Below are 22,397 nucleotides of genomic sequence, written 5' to 3'. Positions count from 1 at the left end.
TATACGTCGTGGTGTCCTGCGCCACGGTCCGGCGGTCGATATCAATAAACTTATCGGACCGATAAAAATAAGTTGGCTTGCCGATTAATGCGGCATGCTATGGTTTCCGGATTGCCGGTGTTCCTTCCTCAAACCCTATTTGATTTGAATAATATGGATGCCAAGATGCTGTCGGAGCGGGTAAATGCCATCAAGGCTTCTCCAAGCGTCGCCGCCAATGCGCTGGTGGGAAAGCTGCGCGCGGAAGGCCGCGATATCGTCAACCTGACCGTGGGAGAGCCGGATTTCGACACGCCGGCGCACATCGTCGAAGCCGCGATCGCGGCGCTCAGGTCCGGAGATACCCATTACACCGCCACGGCGGGGACGCCCGCCTTGCGCAAGGCGATCGTCACCAAGCTTGCGCGGGACAACGGCTTGACCTATCGCCCCGAGGAAGTGGTCGCGGGCTGCGGCGGGAAACACATCATCGCCCACGCATTCAATGCGACGCTGAACGCGGGCGACGAGGTCATCGTGCATGCTCCCTATTGGGTGTCATATCCCGACCTCGCCATCCTGAATGGCGGGGTGCCGGTGATTATCCAGGGGAGCGACGGGAACGGCTTCAAGCTCCAGCCGGAAGAACTGGAGGCGGCCATTACGCCCAGGACCCGCTGGGTGGTGCTCAATTCGCCGAATAATCCGAGCGGGGCGGTGTACGGCGCCGAAGAGCTTGCGCGCCTCGCGGCGGTCATCGAACGGCATCCGAACGTGCTGGTGATGTCCGACGAAATATACGAACACTACGTCTATGGCGGCGCCCGCCATGAATCCTTCGTCAAGGTGGCGCCGCAACTCAAGGAGCGCACGCTCATCGTCAACGGCGCGTCCAAGGGGTATGCCATGACGGGCTGGCGCCTGGGATACGGCGCGGGGCCCGAGACGCTCATCGCGGCCATGTCCAAGCTGCTGTCCCAGACCACCACGTGCGCGACGTCGATCAGCCAGGCGGCGGCCGTGGCCGCGTTCGCCGGAGAACAGGCGCCGGTCGAGGCCATGCGGCAGGCCTATGAGGGCCGGCGCGCGCGCATCGCGGAAGGGCTTTCGGGTATCGACGGCTTGACGTTTTCCAAGCCCGAAGGCGCATTCTACGTATTTGCGAATGTCTCCGGCCTGATGGGCAAGTCCACGCGCGCGGGCCGCGTCATCGAGTCGGACGTCGAACTGGCCGAGTACCTGCTCGAGGATTTCGGGGTCGCGACGGTGTGCGGCGCGGCTTATGGCCTGTCGCCCTACCTGCGGATTTCCTTCGCCAGCTCCGACAAGGACATCGCCGAGGGCTGCCTGCGCATTCGCGCGGCGTGCGCCGCCTTGCAATAACGCTCGAATGCATGGGACGAGGGATTCGGGCAAATGAGCTTGGACGCAATCCGCGACGACCTGGAGACGGCATTGTCGTCCACCCGGTCGCCTGAACCTGTGTTGAGCCATCTCGGGCTGGGCGGCCTGTTGTTCGATCCGCGTAGCGAGTGCTTCGATATGCGGATCCAGCGCAGGTTGCAGGCGCTGGGCGCGGCGCTATCGGCCTTCCGCGACCAAGGAATAACGGAACTCGTCCTGGGCGTGAATAACCTGCTCGTCCTGTTCGATCCCATGGCGCTGCATCCGGAAGCCGTCCGGGATCTGGTGTTGAAAACCTGGCCGGAAACGCAAGGTGTGCGGGAAGGCGGACGGGAGCACGTGTTTCCGGTCGTCTATGGCGGGAAATCCGGTGAAGACCTGCCCGACCTGGCGGCGCATGCGGGTATGAGCGTCGACCAATGGGTCGAGATGCACAGTAATGCCATCTATACCGTCGCCTGCATAGGCGCCATGCCGGGATTCGCTTACCTCGGCGGATTGCCGGCGCCGTTGGCAATACCCCGGAGAACGCAGCCGCGGGTAAGGATTCCGAAGGGATCGGTGATCGTCGGGGGCGTCCAGGCGGGCATACAGCCTTGCGATGCGCCATCCGGATGGCACCTCGTCGGAATGACCGAAGCCGAACTCTTCGATCCCCATGCCGGGCCGCCGTGCCTGCTCGCGCCGGGCGACACCGTCAGGTTCGTAAGGGCTTCCTGAGGCATGGCCAAAGCAACGATCGAAGTGCTTTCGTCCGGCGCGTTGAATTTGGTCCAGGACCGGGGGCGCATCGGATTCCTCGGTGCCGGCGTGAGCCGTGGCGGCGCCATGGACGAACCGGCGCTTGTCATGGCAAACGAACTGGTGGGCAACGAAGCGAACGCGGCTGCCCTCGAAATCAATGTTTTTCCGCAACGCCTGCGGGTCCAAGACGATATCTGGTTCGCCTGCACCGGCGCGCAAAGCCGCGTGACTCTCGATGGCGCGGCCGTGCCGACGTGGACCCGCGTGCGGGCCGCGCCGGGCCAGGTTCTGGTCATCGAGGCCCCCAGGCTGGGCTGCCGTGCGTATATCGCGTTTTCGGGCGGGATAGACGTGCAGGAGATATTGGGATCGCGCTCGACCGACCTCAAGGCGGGCTTCGGCGGTTACGAGGGGCGAGGGCTGCGGCGCGGCGACGTACTGACGCTGGGTGTATCGGCGGGGCTGGCGCTGTCGGAACATCCCGGCATCGCGCCCGCGGAACGGGTGTCCTTCCTGGATGACCTGAAGCAGGGCGTCGTGCGGGTGAGGATCATCCCCGCAACGGAATACGACTGCTTCACCGGCGAGTCCCTGGCCCATTTTCGCGAGGGTTCGTACCGGATATCGAGCGAAGCGAATCGTGTCGGGTATCGACTGATGGGCGAACCGCTGAAATTGGCGCATCCTCTGGAATTGTTCTCGCACGGCATCATTCCCGGAACGGTCCAGGTGCCGCCGAACGGGCAGCCGATCGTACAGATGGCGGAGGCGAATACCTGCGGCGGCTACCCGAAAATCGCGGCCGTGATCCAGGCGGACTTGTGGCGTCTCGCCCAGGCGCCGGTCGGCTGCGCGGTGCGTTTCACGTTGACCACGATAGATGCGGCGCTGGAGGCGCTGCGTCGTTAGCAGGAAAACCGGCAAGACCCGCGGCCGGCTTTGCGGCCGTGACCCAGACTCAACCTTCGGAGCATTCGATCATGAGCAACTCTGGAAACACCATAGACCTGAATTCGGATATGGGCGAAGGCTACGGCTCCTGGACGCGCGGCGACGATATCGCGATCCTGGACGTCGTCAGTTCGGCCAACGTCGCATGCGGCATGCATGCCGGCGATCCCGAAATAATGGCGAACATCTTCGCGGAGGCGGGCAAGCGGGGCGTGGCGGTCGGCGCGCATCCGGGTTTCCCGGACCTTTGGGGATTCGGCCGCCGCATCATTCCCTTCAGCCACGGCGAGATCGAACGTCTCGTCGCCTACCAGATCGGCGCGGCGATGGCGCTTTCGACCTACGCGAACAATCCTATTACCTACGTCAAGGCGCACGGCGCGCTCGGGAACCTGACGCAAACCGACCACGGCGTTGCGACGGCCATTGCCAAGGCCATCAAGGCCGTCGACCCCAGCCTGGTCTGTGTCACCTTCGCGAATGGAATCATGATCCCCATCGCGCAGGAACTTGGCCTGACCACGAAGTCCGAGGTTTTCGTCGACCGGGCTTATACGGAGGAAGGCCACCTCGTGAATCGCAAGGAGCCCGGCGCCGTCCTGCACGACGCGCAGCAGGCGGCCGACCGGATGCTCAGGATGGTGAAGCAAGGCGGGATCGAGACGGTTTCCGGGAAATTCCTGCCGGCATCGTTCGATACGATCTGCGTGCACAGCGATACGCCGGGCGCGGTCGATTTTGCCCGTTTCGTCAGGAAGGCGCTCGAATCGAACGGCGTCGCGATCCGGCCTTTTACCCACTGAACGCCGCGATGAATACCGAAACCCTTGAACGGCTCGTCCGGGTATTGGAGTCGACGTCGCTGGTCGAGATCCAATATTCATCGAACGGGGAATCTTTCCGTTTGGTGAAGTCGGCGGGGTCGAGCCATGCCGAGACGCCGGCGTCCGTTCCGCAGCCGGCCCAGGCTGTCGGGGCGCTGCCGGCGGCGGCAAATTCTCCGCGCGCAGGAAACGCCCTGGCAACGATCGTTTCGGGCATGGCGGGCATTTTCCATGTCGCGCCGGCGCCGGGGGCGCCGCCGTTCGTGAACGTGGGCGATGTCATCGAAGAAGGGCAGCAGGTCGGCATTATTGAAGCGATGAAGACGCTGAATGCCGTGGAGGCCGACCGGGCCGGCCGGGTAGCGGCCATTCGGGTGGAGAACGGCCAAGCGGTCGACAGCGGCACGGTGCTGCTGGAGATCGAGACCATCGGAGCGTCCGATGTTTGACAAGGTGCTGATTGCCAATCGCGGCGAAATCGCGCTGCGCGTGCTGCGCGCATGCCGCGCCTTGGGGCTGAAGACATTGGCGATCTACTCCGAAGCCGATAAGGACTCGCGGCACGTCGCGCTTGCCGACGAAGCGCTTTGCATCGGCCCCGCACCGGCGACGCAGAGTTATCTGAACCAGGGCGAGATCCTGACGGCTGCCAGGTTGGCGGGCGCCGGCGCCATCCATCCCGGATATGGTTTCCTGTCGGAAAACGCCGGCTTCGCGGCGGCGGTCGAGCGGGCGGGGCTGGTGTTTGTCGGCCCCCGCGCCGAGACCATCGAATTGATGGGGGACAAGGTCAATGCGAAAAGGGCGATGCTCCAGGCCGGCGTTCCTTGCGTTCCCGGTTCCGAGGGCGCGCTGCCCGCCGATCCCGAGGCAGTACGACGAATCGCCGGGGAAGTCGGTTATCCCTTGATCGTGAAGGCGGCCGGCGGCGGCGGCGGGCGCGGCATGCGCATCGTGCGGCGGCCGGCCGAACTGGACGCGGCGGTCGCGACCACCCGGGAGGAAGCGCAGCGCGCTTTCGGCAATCCTGCCCTGTACATCGAGCGTTTCCTCGAAAATCCCCGCCACATCGAAATACAGATTCTCGCCGACGGACAAGGCGAGGCCATCTGGCTGGGGGAGCGGGATTGCTCCATGCAGCGCCGGCACCAGAAGGTGATCGAAGAGTCCCCGGCGCCCGGGATCGCGCGCGCGGCGATCTCGAAAATCGGCGAGCGTTGCGTCGAGGCATGCCGGCATATCGGGTATCGCGGCGCCGGGACGTTCGAATTCCTCTACGAAGAGGGGGAGTTTTTCTTCATCGAAATGAATACGCGCATCCAGGTCGAGCACGGAATATCCGAACTCAACGCCGATGTCGATCTGGTCGTCGAACAACTCCGCATCGCGCAAGGGCAACCCCTTTCGATCAGGCAGTCCGACGTGACCCTTGCGGGGCACGCCATCGAATGCCGGATCAATGCCGAACATCCCTGGACGTTCGCGCCAAGTTCGGGCACGGTGACAAGCTGGCTCGCGCCGGGCGGCCCGGGCGTTCGTGTCGACTCCCATTTATTCGGCGGCTATAAAGTGCCGCCGCACTATGACTCGCTGGTGGCGAAACTGATGACCCATGCGGCGACGCGGGAGGAGGCCATCGCGCGCATGCTGGGCGCATTGGACGAGGTCGTCATCGAAGGCATCGACTCGACCGTGGATCTCCATAAAAGCTTGCTCCGGGATCCGGCATTCATGAAGGGAGGCTGCAACATTCATCATCTGGAACACCTCCTGGCCACCGGCGCGCTCGCGGGGCAAGCGCGGCCCGCGACGACAGGCCAGCGGGGCGCGGCATGAAGGATCGAGCGCTGGAGGCCATCGTTCAGCGTCTGGCAGGCGCGGGCGTCGGCACCTTCGAATACACGGGCCATGGCACGCACATCTTGCTGCGTTTCGGGCCGTCGTCCAGCGGCGCCGGCGGGCACGCATCGGCGCCGGCCGCGATCCCGCCGGCAAAGACGTCCGCCATCGTGGCGACCAGGGTCGGCCTGTTCCTGACGCGGCATCCGCTCGACGCGGACCCACTGGTTTCCGCCGGGAGCGCGGTAGAACGGGGGCAGCTCGTTGCGTTCGTCGCCGTGGACGATAAACTACATGCGGTCTATTCGCCCGAAGACGGCGTATTGGGCCCAGTGCTCGTCGAGCCCGGAACATTGGTGGGGTACGGCGAAAAGCTCTTCGCGTTCGATCCGGCGGGTCCTTCGTAGCGCCGCGTCGCGTCCAGGCGCAGGCATCCAGGAGCACTGAAGCAGAAACAGTGCAGGTGCGCGCGTCGAAGGCTGGCGTGCCTTCGAACAGCCCGCTTGGAGTAGAAGGATGAATACGCGTTTTATCGAGGCCTTCCTGCAGATCGCCCGCTTGAAGAGCTTCCGGGCGGCCGCCGATTCCCTGCATCTGACGCAGGCGGCGATTTCCAGCCGGATCGCCTCGCTCGAGGAAGAGGTCGGCGCCAAACTCATCGAACGGGACGCGCGGGATCTCCGCCTGACGGCCGCCGGCATCCGTCTGCTCGAATATGGGGAGCAGATGCTCGCGCTGGAGAAGAAGATCCAGCGGCTGGGCAGCGTGAGCGATGATGTCACCGGACTCGTGCGCATCGGCGCCGTCGACAGCGTCATCCACACCTGGCTGATCGATTTCCTGAAAAGCCTGCAGACGACCTATCCCGGGATAACGATCCAGTTGACCTCGGAGAGCACGGCAAGCGTACAAAGAATGGTCAAGGAAGGCTGCCTGGACATCGCGCTGCATGCCCATACCGTCGATGGCGAGGGCTCGACCAGCATCGCCTGCCTGCCGATCGCGCTGGGCTGGATCTGCCAGCCGGGGACATCGGCCGATCCGAAAAATGCGCTCGAGCGCATTTTGAGCGCCCCCGTCATTACCATGGGGCGCGGTTCGCATCCCGATCACGTCCTCGGCGAACTCTACCGCCGCGTCGGCCTCGCGCCCGTCAAGATACACCGCGTCAGCTCCATCGCCGCGATTCTCCAACTGGTCGCCGCGGGCTTCGGATGCGCATTGCTGCCCCTGGCCGCCGTGCGGCCGGCCATAGAAAGCGGCCAGGTGCAAGTGATCGATTGCGGCATCGCCTTGCCGTCCCAACCCCTGATGGTCAGCTACAGCGCCGCGAACGAAGTGGGGAAGATCCGTGCCATCGCGGAGCTTGCGTGCCAGGAATGCGATCGGTTCGTGCGGGCCTTGCCGGCCCGGTATTCGGTTAAATGAGGATCCGGTTTCGCCGATCTTGCGTGTCAGTTCGCCGGTTTGACACCGATCAGTTGGACCAACGGCGTCCATAGTGCAATGTCTTCACGGATACGATGCGCGAACTTCTCCTTGACTTCGCCGACACGGGGATCGCTGCCGGAGGCTTCGAATTTACTGAGTACGCCAGGGTCGCGCAGCATCGCTTGTACCGCGTCGGCGAGGCGGTCGATTACCTCCGTTGGCGTGCCAGCCGGCGCAAACAAGCCGTTCCATGTTTCGATTTGGTAGCCGGTGATCGTGTCGGCGATGACGGGTATGCCGGGTAGCTGAGGGACCGGTTTCGCGCTCGATACCCCGAGAAATCGGATACGGCCACTCTCCTTGTATGGCAGGATTTCAGAGATGTTGGCTGAATAGAGATCGGCGGTCCCACCCATGGTGTCGAGCAGGGCAGGCGCGCCGCCTCGATAACCAATCAGGGCGGCCTCTATGCCGGCGCGTTTGAGAAATACCGACACCGACATATGGGACATGGAGCCCTCGCCGCCGTGCGCGACCGTCAACGCGCCGGGATTTGCCCGGCCATATTCGATGAGTTGCGCGAGATTTTGAAAGCGCGAGCGTGAAGGCACCGTGAGGACCAGCGGGTTGCCTGCGATATTGGCCACGGGCACCAGGTCTTTCAAGGGATCGTAACGCACGTTGAACAGGAACCGCACCAGCGAGACCTGGCCTATTGAAGCGATCATCAGCGTGCTGCCATCGTTACGCGAGCGGATCAGCGACTCGGTGGCAATCGTGCCGCCGGCGCCGGCCTGGTTCTTGACCACTACCGATAAACCCAGTGTGCGGCGTAAGGAATCCGAGGCGATGCGTGCGACATAATCGGTATTGCCTCCGGGAGGGTAAGGCACGATGAGCGTGGTGACACTCCCTTCCTGGCTGCGCGCGATGGGACACATCAAGAGCGGCGATGCGGCGAGTAGCCGCGAGAAATGACGACGGTTCATGGTATTCCCCTTGTATTGTTGATATTTCGCTATTTGTGCGTCACCGGACGGCGCTTGCCATCCGGCCGCCGCCCTTGGCGCCGGTTACCTTGCCGTCTGCGTATACGGTCGCGCCGCGCACGAGGGTGCGCACCGGCTTTCCTTTGAGGCGTCGGCCGGCGTAGGGACTCCAACCCACCAGGCTGAGCACGTCTTCGTCGCGCACTTCGTATTCGGTTTCCAGATCGACCAGCACCAGGTCGGCGTCATATCCGGCACGGATCTCCCCCTTGTCGCGGAGCCGGAAAAGTTCGGCCGGCTTGGCCGAGCAAGCCTGCGCTACCCGCTCCAGACTGATCTTGCCTTCTTGCGCCGCCGTCAGGAACATGCTCAGGTAGAACTGCGTCGACGGCGTGCCGGTATGCGCTTTCCAGCCATCGGTCCAGCCGACTTCCTTCTCCTCGCGCGTGTGGGGCGCATGATCGGTGGCAACGATATCGATCGTGCCGTCGTTAAGCCCTTCCCATAATCCGGGTACGTTCTTCTCCGGTACCCAGTACGACAGCGCATACGAGCCCAGGCGCTGGATCGCCGACCATTCGCAGCCAAGGAACAAGGCCCACGGATTGATTTCGCAGGTGACCTTTTGTCCTGCTGCCTTGGCCTCTCGAATCAACTGCACGCTTCCAGCGGTCTGGGTGTGCAGGATATGCAGGTGGCAGCCGGCGGCTTTCTGTAGGCGCAGCAAGGTCGCGATGGCCGTTTCCCAAATGACGCCATCATGTGCGGCGTATGCGCGCGCATAGGCAAGCGCATCCCGTTCACCGCGATCCCAGAAGGTTTGTTCGATAACGTCCATCAGGGCCTGGTCGTGAGGATGCACCATTAGCGGAACATCCAGTTCTGCGCAGCGTTGCATGATGCGCAGAAGCTTGCCGTGGTCGTGCACGCCGATCCCGGGCATGTGCGGGTAATCGCGCCCGGTATCCACCACCATGAATATCTTGAACGCGGCGATGCCCGTGGCGCTCATGGCCTGCATTTCCGAGTCGATCGTCGGCGCCGGGTTGAAGTTCCAATCCACGACGGCGTCGCTGCGATAGATGTCAAACTGCTTTTCGAGCAGGTCGAGCGAGTTCGGCGGCGGATTGACATTCGGCATGCCCACGCTGGTAGTGACGCCGCCCGCCGCGCATTGTTGCGTAGCCGTATAAATAGTGTCCTTGTACTCGAAGCCCTTCTGCGAACCCTGGCGGTGGTGCGAGTGCATGTCGATGGCGCCAGGCAGCACCAAAAGACCCGCCGCATCGATGATCTGTTTCGCTTCCGGTTCCGTGCCTTCTTCGTACAGGCCGGCGATCTTGCCGTCCTGAATTCCGATCGCGACGCGCTGGCGGCCTTTCGGCGTGATGACAAGCCCGTTCTTGATTAGCGTATCCATGCTGTTGTTCCCTTTTTTGGGCGTTGACGAAATAATCAAGCGGTTCGCGCGGCAGGCAGGCTGGCGCGCTCGCGCACCGTGTTCCACACCTGCAGGACGTAGTCCCTGCTCAAGCCATTTGTGATGAAGACAATCTGGGATCTCCGGTCCACGTCAGTTCCTGCGGGTAGTTCCGCTGGCGGATGGAACAGACGCTGGACTGCTTGCACGACGATTGGCCGTTGATGGCCGGCGACATGGAGAATCCCCTTGACGCGAAGCAGCTCATCCGGATGCGCCATGACCAGGGCATCCAGCCAGGCGCTGACCTGCAGCCATTCGAATGGCTGGTCGAAGCTCAAGCAGAAGCTTTCGATACGGGCATGGCCATGGGAATACGCGGGACGATGGCCGAAGCCATAGCCATGCTCGGCATCACCCGTCCCTTCTTCGTCATGCGAGGTTGCGTACATCGCGGCATTGAGCCATTGCCGGGCCAGTTCCGGTCTTGCGGCTGCGTCGTAGACGTCCGGTCCGTCCAGCACGGCGGCATCCGGGCGAGCAGGCGATCCGCTGGCAATGCGCGCCGCGGCTGGATTGATGCGCGCGAGCGTGTCTTCCAGGATCGCGCCCTGTGCGCCGGGCAGGTCGGTCTTGGTGACGAGCAATGCGTCGGCGACGGCTACCTGTTTCACGGCTTCCGGATGCGCTGCCAAGGTGGCAAGTCCGTTGACCGCATCCACCACGGTCAGGACGCGATTGAGGCGAAACGAACAGGCAACCGGAAACGTCATCAGGGCCTGGATTACCGGAACAACGTCGGCCATGCCCGTGGTCTCGATCAAGATCCGGTTGAACGCGGGAATGCTGCCATTGCTGCGCTTGCTACGCAGTTCGCGCAGCGTCTCCACCAAATCGCCCTGCACGGTGCAGCACAGGCAGCCCGTGCTCAATTCGATCGTATGGTCGTTGCTGCTCGCAATCAGCGCGTGGTCGATGCCGATCTCACCGAACTCGTTGACGATGACGGCGGCATCTGCCAGGGCGGGATCCCGCAGCCAATGATTGAGCAAAGTGGTCTTGCCGCTGCCCAAGAAGCCGGTCAGAAGCGTTACTGGAATTCGAGGTTCGGAAGACGATGCGGTGTCCACGGCCAATTTCCTGCAAAAAATACGATATTCGCAATCAATGCGAATAAATAAAGTTTTGCATTGTGCCTGTTGCTTGGCAAGTAAGGGATTCCACCGAGGCTGCCAAGGACGCCAGGACCTGCCGAGCACACTGCTAGAATTGGATATGACGTTTTTTCGCAACTGTTGCGAATTGGAGTGCGCCCGCTGGCGCGCTAACTCGAGGGGTCTACGTGGCAGGTGAAATCAGGACGCGCAATCGGATACTGCATATCCTGCAGTTGTTCGACGGGCGGGGCGCATGGTCGGTCGAAGAGATCGCCGGGGAGATGGACGTTTCTGTGAGCTCGGCTTATCGCGATGTGCAGGAGCTCGTTCACGCCGATTTCTTGACGCCGGTGGTAGGCGCCAGATATGTGCTGGGACCGACGTTCGCGCACTTTGATCTCTTGATGCGCCAAGGCGATCCCTTGCTGAAAGTGGCGGAGCCGCATATGCGCCGGCTGGTGGCGGCTACCACGCCCTCATCGGCTACCGTCCTGACGCGAAGCTACCAGGACAAAGTCATGTGCGTTCACCAGGAGATCGGCGATCCGGCAGCGCGGATCGGCCGTTACGAGCGGGGCGCCACGATGCCGATGTTCCGCGGCGCCACCTCCAAGGTCATCCTGGCGCATCAGAGCCGCCGCACGCTCGAACGCATGTATCTCGCGAATGAAGAACAGGTTCGTGCCGTTTCGCACTGGCAAAGCCTGAAGGATTTGTGCCGGGAACTCGATGCCATCCGCGAGGCCGGCGTGGCCGTCAGCGATTCGGAAATTACCCCGGGCACGATAGGCATCGCCGCGCCTATTCTTCTGGAAAAGCGCGTTGTGGCGGGACTGAGTCTGATCGTCCGGGCAGACCAGTGCAGGCTCGAGCCGTTTCGTGCGGCAGTGATCGATGCCGCCCAACAAATCAGTCGGAAGTTGGCTGAGGTCGATGGCGCCTGGGTTGCGCGTACCTGATCGTCCGCCCGCCGTAAGTGGCAAGCCGGCCCGCCAGTGGGGCCGGCGGCAGCGCCGGCACGACCTTATTTGATATTGTGCCCAGCCCCCGCCTTCACCGGTTTGTCCGGCAGCCTCCCGCAAACGATGCCCAGGGAGTCGACATAGGATCCTTCCCATCCGATAAAGCCGACCACGCCGCTTGCTACGACAAAACTCGGGGGCGAATTGGGCGGGCGATCCGAGCAATTGGAGGTAAACGACAGGCCGTAGCCGTTATACGATCCCGGCGTGGGATGTTTGTCCCAGCATCCGTCTCCGGCCGACAGGCAGCTTGTCGTGATGGCGGGATGGTCGTCCAGCGTGCTGCATTTGACCTCGACATAGTCCAGGTACTGCGGCTGGTTGCCGTTGCGGGTGAAGCCGTATTTGATGCCCGAGACATAGCCGTCGTTGGGGCAGGTGAAGGTCTTTTCCTCGGAACCGCCGTTGCCTCCCGCCTTGGCCGTATCGGGCACCTTCCGTGACAGCCGGAACGACGCCTCGTCGAGATTGCCGGTGGGAAAGGCGGCGCAGTGGGCCGTGAGCTGGTCGACCCAGCCGCCGCTGTGGATCGTGATGCCATTGACCCAGGCGCCGCCCTGGCACTGTATGCGGAACTGCTTGCCGTGACCGGTGAGGCCATGGATGGGTTGCGTGAACACCTGGCCGATCGCCGGCGTGGCTATCAGGCACAGCAAGGCCAGGACAAATATCACCAGACGTTCGTAACCGCGGAACTTTCTTGGCATGGCGACACCTCGTTGGGTAGGAGCGGCGATGACGTTCATTCAGACCTTGCCAGGGAGCCTGAAATACGCAATGAACCCGATCGTTATCAGGCACATCATGGTGTTGAATAGATTGATCACGATCAGGTTGTTCGGCTTGCGGTCGTTCTGCTCCCACAAGCTGACGGTCATCGTGACATTGGCCGCGATCCATAGCAGCCATGTGGCGATGCTGTATTGACTGGAATTCCCGCTTTCGCAGAGGGCAAGTATCGTCGGAACGTAAGTGACGACCCTGATGGCGCCGAAGAAATTGGTCAGCCTGGACAGGCATCTCCTATAGATGCCGCGCGTGGCTGTCGCCGGCGTCATGGGAACGGCGGCGACGGTCTCCGCCTGGTGCTCGGAAAATGCCCCCACGCCGCGCGGCTTGCTGCCCCCCAAGGGGGCTTCTTGCCTTGGGAGCGGCCCGGCGGCAAAAAATCGATCGTTCATCATGGAGTAGGTGCCTCTGTTCCGTCGAAATCATTGCGCCCGGCAAGACGTGTCCTGGCGAGGCAGAGGGTGACGGCGCCCGGCAGTCCTCCGCGACCGGGTCAGGCCAGGCGTCTCATGAGGCAGGAATGTCGCGTGCTTCGGCGTCGTCCGGATTATTCTTTCCAAACTTCGTTGGGTCGGCATCCACCAAATGGTGGGAAGGCGCACATTGCGCGGCCTTGCCGAAATCCCGGACGGCTACGGCCTGATGAAGCTGTTCATCAACGCCGCCAATTGCGCCTGGCTGTGGGTCTGCGTCTTGCCGAAGATCTGGATCAGGTGCGAACGAACCGTGCTGCGTTGCAGGCCCAGCATCGCGGCGATGGCGTCGATGGAGCAGCCGCTGCCGACGTGGCAGGCTATCTCGCTCTCCCTCGCCGTCAGGGAGAATGCGCCGGCGACGGCCTTCTGGTCGATGACGCGGGGCGCTTCGGGATTGTGGATGAAGATCGCGATGGCCGGCTTGCCCACGCCGGCGATTTCCATGCCTGCATGCTGAATGGGATAAAGCGTGAGCAGCATGGGCAGGCGCGATGGCCGGGAAATCCGCAGGCGCTGCTCGGCGTGCGTGTCCGGCCGGCTCGCCGCCGCGATGGCGTCGCTCAGTGCCTGCGCGGACGGCGCCGCGGTCGCGACCAGACCCGACCGTCCCAGCGCAAGCCCGTCTCGCTGCGCGAGAATGCGCAGCGCGCTGGTGTTGGCATGGAGCGGCGCTCCGTTTGCGTCGGTGAGCAGGACCCCATCTTCGAGCTGGTCCAGTATGCGCTCCAGCATGGCGGACTTGGTGCGCGCGGCGGAGAAACGCCAGTACAGGTCCAGGCTCATGGTGACGGCGTCCGACATGGCCTGCATGCGCGCGATGCTTGCCGAATCGAACGCGCCGCGCCCGCGGGGACGGCAGACCGCGAGAAAGCTCGACCATCCCGGCCGGCGATGCCGGATCACCGCCGCGTGGAAGCCGTTGGCCGGCCGCACCACTTCGTTGTAGAAAGGGGTGCGCTCGAATTCGTTTTCCGAAATCAACTGCGACCAGTTGACTGCCCGGTCCGTTTCCAGCCGGCTGCTGATCGACGCCATTTCCTGCGCCCGGGAGGGATCGAGGAAGGCCTGGAAATGGTCGGAGGCCAGGCGGGCGCTGGCGGTCAGGCCGCCGTTTTCGGGGCGGTCGTCACGCAGCATCAGGATGGTGTGCTCGCCCCGCAGGGAGTCGGCGAGATTCTCCAGCAGCGGATTCCAGTAGGTCGCATCGAGCGCCAGATCGAGCGCGTTGCCTGCAATGGAAGCGGGGGTGGCAGGTGCGGGCTGGGGCATGCGTATCTCCGGCGAGTGCCGAACCCGGGTTCGGCTGGCAATGCGGAAACTGCACTCTCGGTAACGAGATGTGGTAATGCGTCGCAGCATCATGAACCGTTCCGCCGGGCGTGGCAATAAGGGCCTTATCGGGGAGGCCTGCCGCCGGTGGGCGGTCGGCCGGGTGGCGCATCGGATTCTGTCCGTGGGGGCGGATTCGATGCTTATAGGCGACAAAAACAGGCGACAAAAACGGGCTACGAGATCCGCTGGAAAATATCCGCCAATTCCACGGGCTGCTCCGCGCGGGCGCCGGCGATGACGCGCTGTTCCAGGTGATCCAGGTGCGCCAGGGACTTGTCCAAGGCCCGGCGCAAGGTGCCGCCGGTGAGCGCATCGATGATCTGCTCGTGTTCGGTGGGCGCGCAGAGGGAGGCGGCCGCGCTGTCGAACAGGGCCTTGTACAACTCGGTGTTGGCGACGAGCTGGCGGGTGTATTCCAGCAGCTCCTCGCTGCCCGCCATCTGCGCCAGCAGCAGATGGAATTCGCCGGCCAGCCGCACCGAATCCTCGCGGCGGCCTTCCCTGGACGCCTTATGTTCGGCCTGCACGTGGCGGCGCAAGGCGGCCGTCTGTTCGTCCGTGAGCCGGCCGAACAGCGTGGCGACGAGCCCGGCCTCGATGATGCGCCGGGCGCGGTAGACGTCGCGCATGTCGTCGGCGGTGGGGCTGGGCACGAAGGCGCCCCGGTTGTGTTCCAGCACCAGCCTTTTTTCCGCTCCCAGGCGGGCCAGCACCTTGCGCAAGGCGCCGCGCGTGCAGCCCAGCGCCTCGGCCAGCGCGCGCTCGCGCAGCGGTGTGCCGGGGCGCAGCCGTCCGCTCAGCAGCGCGCTGGAAATGGCGGCATAGACGCGCTCCTCCGCCTCGTTGCTCGAAGGCGGGTCTTGCGGCGCGGCGCGGCGGGCGGCGTTACGGCGGGGAGGGGAAGCCTGCATGAAAGGAGGATCGGTTCAACGGCCGTTGATGTTACCGCGGGATACCTTGCGAGGGGACCGGACTGGGACGGATGCCGTCTTCATTCGGGTTTACACGGGCAGTCCCGGGAACCATGCTTATCTAAAATGGTTAACCAAATACCTATTTTTGGTCAACTATATTTCATCTCAAGGGGCCTTGCATGAAACCCGTTTACTGGCTGGCCGCGCTGCCGGTCCTTGCTTTCTTTGGCGGGGGATGGCTCACGGGCGTGGCGCCGACCTTCGTGCTTGGCGTTCCCTTCCTGCTCTTCTGGAACGTCGTGTGGATGGTGTTGACCGCGCTGATCCTGGCCTTCATCGACCGCCGGCATCCGCTGGCGGCGGGCGGCGAGCAGGGAGGTGGACGATGAACGCCGCGCTGCCGGTCATTGCCGCGTTCCTGGTCCTCGCGGTGATTCTCGCGATTCTTGCCCGGCGCGGGCGCAAGATGAGCCTGGAGCAGTGGGCGCTGGGCGGCCGCGGCCTGGGCACGATCATGGTGTTCCTGCTGATGGCCGGCGAGGCCTTCTCCACCTTCACCTTCCTGGGCGCCAGCGGCTGGGCCTACAGCAAGGGCGCGCCGACCTTCTACATCCTGGCCTACGGCTGCGTGGGTTTCGTCATCGCGTTCTGGATGCTGCCGGCCGTGTGGCGCTACGCCTCGGCGCACAAGCTGGTTTCGTTCTCCGACTTCTATGCCCACAAATACCAGAGCCGGGCGCTGAGCGTCGTGGTGTCCGTGGTGGCGCTGGCGGGCATGGTGGCGTTGCTGACCATTCAGTTGCGCGGGCTGGGCATCATCGTTTCCGAGGCGTCCTACGGCGGCATCGCGCCCAGCGTTTCCATCTGGATCGGCGTGGCCGTCATGGTCGGCTACCTGCTGTTCTCCGGCATTCACGGTTCGGCCAACATCGCGGTGGTCAAGGACATCCTGGTCCTGGGGCTGGCCGTTTTCCTGGGTTTCTACCTGCCCTGGCATTACTACGGCGGCATCGCGCCGATGTTCCAGGCCATCCACGCCCAGTATCCGGATTACTTCAGCTTTCCGAAGGAAGGCTTGAACCTTACCTGGTACAACAGCACCATCCTGCTGACGGCGCTGGGCTATTACCTGTATCCATTCAACCTGACCTCGGTATTCACGGCCAAAAGCGCGCAGGCCGTGCGGCGCAACACCATCCTGATGCCGCTTTACACCATCGTCATCGCGCTCCTGTTCCTGGCGGGCTTCGTGGCCATCCTCAAGGTGCCGGGGCTCAAGGGCGCCGACGTCGACCTGGCGCTTTTCCATCTGGTCAAGATCACTTTCGATCCCTGGTTCGTCGGCGTCATAGGCGGCGCCGGCGTGCTGACGGCGCTGGTGCCGGGCTCGATGATTCTTCTCACCGCTTCCACCATCATCGGCAGGAACGTCTACAAGGAAGGTTTCGCGCCGCAGGCGACGGATCGCCAGGTGGCGGGCGCCGCGCGCATCGCCTTGCCGCTGTTCGCATTGGTGGCCGTGTACTTCGTGCTGCGCGGCGGCAGCACCATCGTGTCGGTCGCCATCTTTGCTTCCAGCCTGCTGACGCAGCTTCTGCCTTCGCTGCTGTTCAGCTTGCGGCCGAACCCCTTCGGCAGCAAGCAGGCCGCGATCGCGGGCATCGTGGTGGGCGGCCTGATCGTCGGCCTCAACACCTTGGGCGGCGTCAGCCTTGCGCAACTTTTTCCGCACGCCTCGATCATGGTCAAATCCATCAACGTCGGTTTGGTGGCCCTGGCCGCCAATGCGGTCGTCTTCACGCTGGTGGCGCTGGCGGGTCCGCGTTCCTGGACCCGCTCGGAGCGGGTCCCCGCCGCAGCCTGAGCCACGCAAGGTTTCTGGAGTTTCATCATGGTTTCCGTATCGTCTGGTCCCGAACTGCTGGTCCGCAACGTCCGTCCGCTAGGAGGGGATCCCGTGGACGTGCTGGTGCGCGAAGGCCGCATCGCGGCCGTGGGCGCGAATCTCGGCGCTTCACCGTCGGCCCGGGTGGAAGAGGGGGACGGCGCACTGCTGCTGCCGGGCCTGGTCGAAGGCCACACGCATCTGGACAAGACGATGTGGGGCCTGGATTGGTACCGCAACGACGTGGGCCCCCAACTGATCGACAAGATCGACAACGAGCGCGCTTTCCGCGAAGCAAGTGGGCATGACGCGGGCGCGCAGTCGCTGGCGCTGGCCCGCGCGTTCCTGGCGAACGGCACGACGCGGCTGCGCACGCATGTGGACGTGGATACCCAGGCCGGCCTGCGGCACCTGGAAGGCGTGCTGCGCACCCGCTCCGCCTTGCAGGACGTGCAGCAGATCCAGGTCGTGGCCTTTCCGCAATCCGGCCTGCTGGGGCGTCCCGGGACGGCCGAGTTGCTGGACCGGTCCATGGCCGCCGGGGCCGACGTGCTCGGCGGCCTGGACCCCTGTGCGATCGACGGCGATCCGGTGCGCTCGCTCGACGTATTGTTCGGCATCGCCGAGCGCCACGCGTCGCCCATCGACATTCACTTGCACGAGCCCGGCGCCATGGGCGCCTTTTCGCTGGGTTTGATCCTGGATCGCGCCGAAGCGCACGGCCTGCAAGGCCGCGTGGCGATCAGCCACGGTTTCTGCCTGGGAGAGGTGACGCAGCCCGAACGCGACGCGTTGCTGGCGCGCATGGCCAGGCTGGGCGTGGTGCTGATCACCAGCGCGCCGGCTTCGCGCCCGGTGCCGCCGCTCATGGCCTGCCGGGACGCCGGCGTCGTCGTCGTGGGCGGCAACGACGGTATTCGCGACACCTGGACGCCCTATGGCGTGCCGGACATGCTCGAGCGCGCCATGCTCATCGGCCTGCGCTACAACCTGCGCCGCGACGATGAACTCGCCGTCGCGCTGGACTGCGTGACCGAATCCGGCGCCCGCGGCTGCGGCTTCGCCGACTACGGCCTGCAGCCCGGCTGCCGTGCCGACCTGGTGCTGGTCGACGCCCACGGCGTAGCCGAAGCCGTGGTCGCGCGTCCGGTGCGGCGGCTGGTGGTGGCGGGCGGGCAAGTCGTGGCGCGCGATGGCCTAATGCGACATCAGTAGCGGCAGGTCGGCCTTGGCGAGCACTTGCCGCGTTGTGCTGTGCACGAGCAGCTCGAACAGCCAGTTATGCCGATAGGCTCCCATGACGAGCAGGTCCGCGCCCAAGCCGTAGGCTTCGTTGAGGATTTGCTCGCCAGGATGCGCCGCCTCGGACTCGACCTGGAAGACCTGGGCCGGCAGGCCTTCGCCGGATAGACGTTCCTTGAGTCCGCCGACGCCATGGGTTCCAACGCCGATCGTCAACAACGTGATCTGGCCGGCGCGCCGCAGCCAGGGCATGGCGCCCGCGACGGCGCGTTCGCATGATGCGGTATTGCGCCAGGCGATGCAGATATGGCGGCCAAAGGGCGGTGCGTCGTTCGCGCGCCAAGTCCCGGGGACGAATAGCAGCGGGCGCCTGGTATGGTAAATGGCGGCATGCAAGGCATTTTGTCCATCCAGATTGCGTGGGCGCGCGATCACCAGCAGGTCGAAGGATGCTCCCTCCCACTGGACGCCATCCTCCTCGGCGCCCACGAGCGTTTTCCACGACACCGGCATCGTGATATCCGGGTGCCTGGACCGCCAGCGGTCATACGCGTTCCATACCGCGGTCTCTCGTTCCTGTGCCGAACCCTCATTGGGAATCCTGGCCTGTTGCAGGGCGATTTCATCGGCGGTGCCGATCAGTTGCAGTGGGTCGACAACCACGTGCAGCGCCTCGATCTCGGCATCATCGAGCACCGATGCCGCCGCATAGGCAGCGTCCAGACAGGCCGTCGTGGTCAATGCCTCGGCAGTGATGGCAAGCAGTCTTGTAGTCATGGTTCATCCAGTTACGTCAATCCCGCCGCTGGCCCACGGTCCGGAGAGCGCCGCGCCATGCTATGGGACAAATGCGAGGAATAAATAGGCCGCGCAAATCGTCAGGTGGAGTGATCCGCGCAAGACGGACGCGCGCCCGGAAACCACGGTCAGGATCCCGACCACCGTCGTGAGCACGAGCAGCACCATTTCCTTCGGGCCCAGGCCAAGGGCGAGCGGGATGTGGAGGATCGTCGAGGCCAGCGCCACCACGGGAATCGTCAGGCCGATGCTGGCCATGGCAGAGCCCAAGGCGACATTGAAACTGACCTGAACCTGGCCCGCATGCGCCGCTCGTGCCGTCGTCAGCGTCTCGGGCAGGGCAACGATCATCGCGATGATTACGCCTACGCCCGAGTAAGGCAGCTCGGCGTCGCGCATTATCGTCTCAATCATCGGCGCCAGGGTTTCGCCGCCATAGAAGATGGTCAACAAGGTTATCACCAGCAATGTCAGGCTGAGCACCGCCATGACTCGGGTGGGCTTGTCGTTATCAGAAGTGACCGTAAGCGCGGCGGCATCCCGGGCGGCGTTGACATACTCGTGCAGCCATGCCGTCGATTTAATCGCATGCAGGAGACCGAGACGATAAAACCTGCTTCGACGACGGTCACGCTCAAGGCCAGGACCAACGTGCCGAGGATCGGCCCGACCCGCTGCGCGACCAACTGCGCATGATGGACGGCTGCAACGACCGCGACGACGATGGTCGCCAACACCAGCGGAAACGCCATGGAAGGAATTCGGGCATGCCGTGCGACGGAGATCACCGCCACTGCAATGGCGGTGGCGATGGCGGGCCATCGGGGTAAGCGATAGGCGGTCGTCGCGCTGTGCATGTTCATGAGCCGCTCGGCGCTCGCGATAGTGCCTCTGGCTATTGCTGATCTGGCTTGCGGCGATGGCGCGGAGGAGGCATCGGAGCGAGAGGCGCGTCAGGCGTATATCCGATAGGCCAGCCGCACCTGGCGCCAATATCGGTTGGCGCCGGCGAGGCGCTCGCGTGACGAGGAAAGGCACGCGAGGAAAATGCGGGGAAGGGGCCGGCCAGTTGAATGGGATATTCGCAGATGGACCACATATGATCTACCGTCCTTGTAGAGGTTATACGCATCCGATGCGTAGACGGTAGACATCATTAGCGGGGAGGGGCCCAGCGATTAAAGAGGATGCCATCTCTGGAAAAAATGCTACATGAAGCGATTCGCGCATGCAAGTAGCAGCGTAGCGTCCTCCTGGAAATCAACGCGCCTCTTCAATAGAAAGCTCGCGGTAAGGAATATGAACACGCACGAATACGAAATGGCAGGGGCGTTGCATCGCAGCGAAATGGGGGAATACAATCGCGGCCGTTGCTGCGCCGCGGCGCCAGCTTCGTCATTTGCGCGATCCGGCGCGGCAAGATAATGGATGGCGGCAATAGGCGAGGCCAGGACCGTGGGTCACGAATAGGGAGTAGGTAAGAATGGCCACGACGGATCTTGAAGTAAGCCCGGACAAGGGAAATGCCGAGTCTGGCGCATACCGGCTGATCGTCGAGTTGCTTGGTCGAGCGGACATACGGATCGGCGGCACCCGTCCCTGGGATATCCGCCACCTCGGTCCCGGTGTGCCGGAGCGCATCCTTTCGCGCGGTAATCTCGGGCTCGGCGAGGCCTACATGGACGGGCTGTGGGAGTGCGATCATCTCGATCAATTCTTTGACCGCGTGATCAGGGCGCATCTCGAGAAGCAAGTCAAGCCCGCGCGGCTGATGCTGCATGCGCTCCGGGCGCGTTTTCTGAATCTGCAGAGTATTCGGCGCGCGTGGCAAGTCGGAGAGGCCCATTACGATCTGGGCAACGAGTTCTACGAGGCCATGCTGGACCCTCGAATGACCTATACCTGCGGTTACTGGTCGGGCGGGGCCGAGACGCTGGCGCAGGCACAGGAGGCCAAGCTCGACATGATCTGCCGCAAGCTCGATCTTCGTCCGGGGATGCGGGTGCTGGATATCGGCTGCGGTTGGGGCAGCTTCATGGGGTTCGCCGCGGAACGCTATGGGGTGCAATGCGTGGGTGTGACCATTTCCAAGGAACAGGCAGAGTGGGGGGCACGACGTTATCCGGGATTGCCCATCGAGTTTCGCCTGCAGGATTATCGGATGCTGAACGAACGCTTCGATCGTATCGTCAGCGTCGGCATGTTCGAGCATGTCGGCCGGAAAAATCATCGGACGTACATGGAGGTCGCCCATCGTTGCCTGTCCGACGACGGCTTGTTCCTGTTGCACACCATAGGCAAGAATCTCCGTCAAAGCGTCCCCGACGCCTGGATAGATAAATACATTTTCCCCAACGGCGACCTGCCTTCCATCGGCCAGGTCGGCGACGCCGCGGGTGGCTTGTTCGTCACGGAAGATTTGCATAACTTCGGCGCGGACTACGACACCACGCTGATGGCCTGGCATGCGAACTTCGAATCGGCGTGGCCGAGATTCGAGGAGAAACTAGGGCGGCGCTTCTATCGGATGTGGCGATACTATCTGCTGTCCTGCGCGGGCGCCTTCCGGGCACGGGATATCCAGCTTTGGCAATGGGTCTTCAGCAAGAACGGTGTTCCCGGTGGCTACTTCAGGCCCGAAATGAAGTAGCGCAGGATATCCTTTGCAAGTACGCAAGGTCGGCGGCAAGCGTAGCCGGGATGCCGGAACGCCGATCGCATGCTTCCGTAAAGGCCTTCAAGAGGTCATCCAGGGCCGCGCGCCGCCATTCGTGAAGGCGGGACAGGTAAGTCTTGAACACCGGAAATAATCCAGCTTCCAGCCGGGTTCGACGCAATGACCATTGCAGGTACTTGCGCAATACGATGCGAGCGATTCCCCGTGATTGATGGCCGTGGATAATGTGCGTCGCCACAGCCGTCGTTGGCGTCGCCTCCACCGGCAATATATCGTTTTGCAGTAGCCGATTGATCAATGAAGATTTGCCGGCATTGGCAAGGCCGAGTGCCACGACAACCAGGTCTCGCATCGCGTCATGACGGACGAGTTCCGACAGCGCCGGCTGTATCTCCAACAGGCTGTACGTATCGACGGTACGGCACAATACTTCGAGATCCACGTCGGCGGAATGGCAAGGCGCATCCCGGAGGCCGAAGGTGAGCTCCATACCGTCAAGCGATTGCAACAGAAGCGAGAGGCGG

At 63.4% G+C, this 22,397-nt stretch carries 23 protein-coding genes and 1 pseudogene; 13 read left to right on the top strand and 11 right to left on the bottom strand.

The features are described 5' to 3' along the window. The first annotated feature begins 153 nt into the window (after positions 1-153). From CAL29_RS24405 to CAL29_RS24370, 8 genes are all read left to right on the top strand, one after another. Entirely contained in the window at positions 154-1,362 is a 1,209-nt protein-coding gene (locus CAL29_RS24405) for a pyridoxal phosphate-dependent aminotransferase (RefSeq protein WP_094855523.1), read from the top strand. A 33-nt stretch (positions 1,363-1,395) separates the two neighbouring features. Then, a complete protein-coding gene (gene pxpB, locus CAL29_RS24400; protein WP_094855522.1) occupies positions 1,396-2,103 on the top strand; it encodes a 5-oxoprolinase subunit PxpB in 708 nt (235 codons plus the stop codon). A 3-nt stretch (positions 2,104-2,106) separates the two neighbouring features. Next, on the top strand, positions 2,107-3,036 hold the full coding sequence (locus CAL29_RS24395; RefSeq protein ID WP_094855521.1) for a 5-oxoprolinase subunit C family protein: 930 nt from the start codon (positions 2,107-2,109) through the stop codon (positions 3,034-3,036). Between the two features lie 71 nt (positions 3,037-3,107). Further along, entirely contained in the window at positions 3,108-3,881 is a 774-nt protein-coding gene (locus CAL29_RS24390; protein WP_094855520.1) for a LamB/YcsF family protein, read from the top strand. Between the two features lie 8 nt (positions 3,882-3,889). Further along, positions 3,890-4,351 carry an acetyl-CoA carboxylase biotin carboxyl carrier protein gene (locus tag CAL29_RS24385; protein ID WP_094855519.1) on the top strand — a complete coding sequence of 154 codons (462 nt, stop codon included), beginning with the start codon at positions 3,890-3,892 and terminating at the stop codon, positions 4,349-4,351. Next, the gene (gene accC / locus CAL29_RS24380; protein WP_094855518.1) at positions 4,344-5,738 is read left to right on the top strand and encodes an acetyl-CoA carboxylase biotin carboxylase subunit; all 1,395 of its coding nucleotides are present in this window, start codon (positions 4,344-4,346) and stop codon (positions 5,736-5,738) included. Before CAL29_RS24385 ends, accC begins: the two co-directional genes overlap by 8 nt. Then, on the top strand, positions 5,735-6,148 hold the full coding sequence (locus CAL29_RS24375) for a biotin/lipoyl-containing protein (RefSeq protein ID WP_094855517.1): 414 nt from the start codon (positions 5,735-5,737) through the stop codon (positions 6,146-6,148). The genes accC and CAL29_RS24375 overlap by 4 nt, the downstream gene beginning before the upstream one ends. Positions 6,149-6,257: 109 nt before the next feature. Further along, positions 6,258-7,169, top strand: coding sequence for a LysR family transcriptional regulator (locus CAL29_RS24370; RefSeq protein WP_094855516.1), 912 nt, complete (start codon positions 6,258-6,260; stop codon positions 7,167-7,169). 26 nt (positions 7,170-7,195) lie between these two features. Here the strand turns inward: CAL29_RS24370 and CAL29_RS24365 are convergent, their stop codons facing one another. The 3 genes from CAL29_RS24365 to CAL29_RS24355 are packed head-to-tail and all read right to left on the bottom strand — an operon-like array spanning position 7,196 to position 10,711. Next, on the bottom strand, positions 7,196-8,161 hold the full coding sequence (locus tag CAL29_RS24365; protein WP_094855515.1) for a Bug family tripartite tricarboxylate transporter substrate binding protein: 966 nt from the start codon (positions 8,159-8,161) through the stop codon (positions 7,196-7,198). Positions 8,162-8,201: 40 nt separating this feature from the next. Continuing rightward, positions 8,202-9,581, bottom strand: coding sequence for a dihydroorotase (locus CAL29_RS24360; RefSeq protein WP_094855514.1), 1,380 nt, complete (start codon positions 9,579-9,581; stop codon positions 8,202-8,204). 35 nt (positions 9,582-9,616) lie between these two features. Further along, a complete protein-coding gene (locus CAL29_RS24355) occupies positions 9,617-10,711 on the bottom strand; it encodes a CobW family GTP-binding protein (protein ID WP_094855513.1) in 1,095 nt (364 codons plus the stop codon). A 212-nt stretch (positions 10,712-10,923) separates the two neighbouring features. Between CAL29_RS24355 and CAL29_RS24350 the strand changes: the two genes are divergently transcribed. After that, positions 10,924-11,697 (top strand): IclR family transcriptional regulator, encoded by a 774-nt coding sequence (locus CAL29_RS24350; RefSeq protein WP_094855512.1) that lies wholly within the window; start codon positions 10,924-10,926, stop codon positions 11,695-11,697. 65 nt (positions 11,698-11,762) lie between these two features. On the opposite strand, the gene CAL29_RS24345 is transcribed toward CAL29_RS24350, so the two are convergent. The 4 genes from CAL29_RS24345 to CAL29_RS24330 all read right to left on the bottom strand — a co-directional run bounded on the left by CAL29_RS24345 (position 11,763) and on the right by CAL29_RS24330 (position 15,268). Continuing rightward, positions 11,763-12,506 (bottom strand): hypothetical protein, encoded by a 744-nt coding sequence (locus CAL29_RS24345; protein ID WP_143277739.1) that lies wholly within the window; start codon positions 12,504-12,506, stop codon positions 11,763-11,765. Then, positions 12,507-12,944, bottom strand: a complete 438-nt coding sequence (locus tag CAL29_RS24340; protein WP_094855510.1) for a hypothetical protein — start codon at positions 12,942-12,944, stop codon at positions 12,507-12,509. A gap of 237 nt (positions 12,945-13,181) precedes the next feature. Then, positions 13,182-14,294: a helix-turn-helix transcriptional regulator gene (locus CAL29_RS24335; protein WP_179284167.1), complete on the bottom strand. Its 1,113-nt coding sequence runs from the start codon at positions 14,292-14,294 to the stop codon at positions 13,182-13,184. 236 nt (positions 14,295-14,530) lie between these two features. Next, positions 14,531-15,268, bottom strand: a complete 738-nt coding sequence (locus CAL29_RS24330; RefSeq protein WP_094855508.1) for a GntR family transcriptional regulator — start codon at positions 15,266-15,268, stop codon at positions 14,531-14,533. 182 nt (positions 15,269-15,450) lie between these two features. Here CAL29_RS24330 and CAL29_RS24325 point away from each other — a divergent pair, with 182 nt between their 5' ends. The 3 genes from CAL29_RS24325 to CAL29_RS24315 are packed head-to-tail and all read left to right on the top strand — an operon-like array spanning position 15,451 to position 18,371. Next, complete coding sequence (locus CAL29_RS24325) at positions 15,451-15,660, top strand: DUF3311 domain-containing protein (protein ID WP_094855507.1); 210 nt, start codon at positions 15,451-15,453, stop codon at positions 15,658-15,660. Beyond that, positions 15,657-17,135 carry a sodium:solute symporter family protein gene (locus CAL29_RS24320; RefSeq protein ID WP_094855506.1) on the top strand — a complete coding sequence of 493 codons (1,479 nt, stop codon included), beginning with the start codon at positions 15,657-15,659 and terminating at the stop codon, positions 17,133-17,135. The genes CAL29_RS24325 and CAL29_RS24320 overlap by 4 nt, the downstream gene beginning before the upstream one ends. 27 nt (positions 17,136-17,162) lie before the next feature. Then, entirely contained in the window at positions 17,163-18,371 is a 1,209-nt protein-coding gene (locus CAL29_RS24315) for an amidohydrolase family protein (RefSeq protein WP_094855505.1), read from the top strand. Here the strand turns inward: CAL29_RS24315 and CAL29_RS24310 are convergent. The 3 genes and pseudogenes from CAL29_RS24310 to CAL29_RS32345 form a co-directional block, all read right to left on the bottom strand. Continuing rightward, entirely contained in the window at positions 18,354-19,175 is an 822-nt protein-coding gene (locus tag CAL29_RS24310; RefSeq protein WP_094855504.1) for a universal stress protein, read from the bottom strand. The two genes, CAL29_RS24315 and CAL29_RS24310, sit on opposite strands and share 18 nt — an antisense overlap. 60 nt (positions 19,176-19,235) lie before the next feature. After that, positions 19,236-19,685 (bottom strand): hypothetical protein, encoded by a 450-nt coding sequence (locus CAL29_RS31710; protein ID WP_179284166.1) that lies wholly within the window; start codon positions 19,683-19,685, stop codon positions 19,236-19,238. 107 nt (positions 19,686-19,792) lie between these two features. After that, positions 19,793-19,912 (bottom strand): annotated as a pseudogene (locus CAL29_RS32345) (ionic transporter y4hA); the annotation flags it as partial. Between the two features lie 767 nt (positions 19,913-20,679). Between CAL29_RS32345 and cfa the strand changes: the two are divergent. After that, complete coding sequence (cfa, locus tag CAL29_RS24300) at positions 20,680-21,846, top strand: cyclopropane fatty acyl phospholipid synthase (RefSeq protein WP_094855502.1); 1,167 nt, start codon at positions 20,680-20,682, stop codon at positions 21,844-21,846. Here the strand turns inward: cfa and CAL29_RS24295 are convergent. Then, positions 21,827-22,363, bottom strand: coding sequence for a dynamin family protein (locus CAL29_RS24295; protein WP_094855501.1), 537 nt, complete (start codon positions 22,361-22,363; stop codon positions 21,827-21,829). The two genes, cfa and CAL29_RS24295, sit on opposite strands and share 20 nt — an antisense overlap. Between the last annotated feature and the right edge of the window lie 34 nt (positions 22,364-22,397).

Origin of the sequence: Bordetella genomosp. 10 (genome assembly GCF_002261225.1) — a bacterium.
Taxonomy (GTDB): domain Bacteria; phylum Pseudomonadota; class Gammaproteobacteria; order Burkholderiales; family Burkholderiaceae_B; genus Bordetella_C.
The sequence above is the reverse complement of the archived record's forward strand: the minus strand, read 5'-3'. Positions and strand labels throughout refer to the sequence as shown.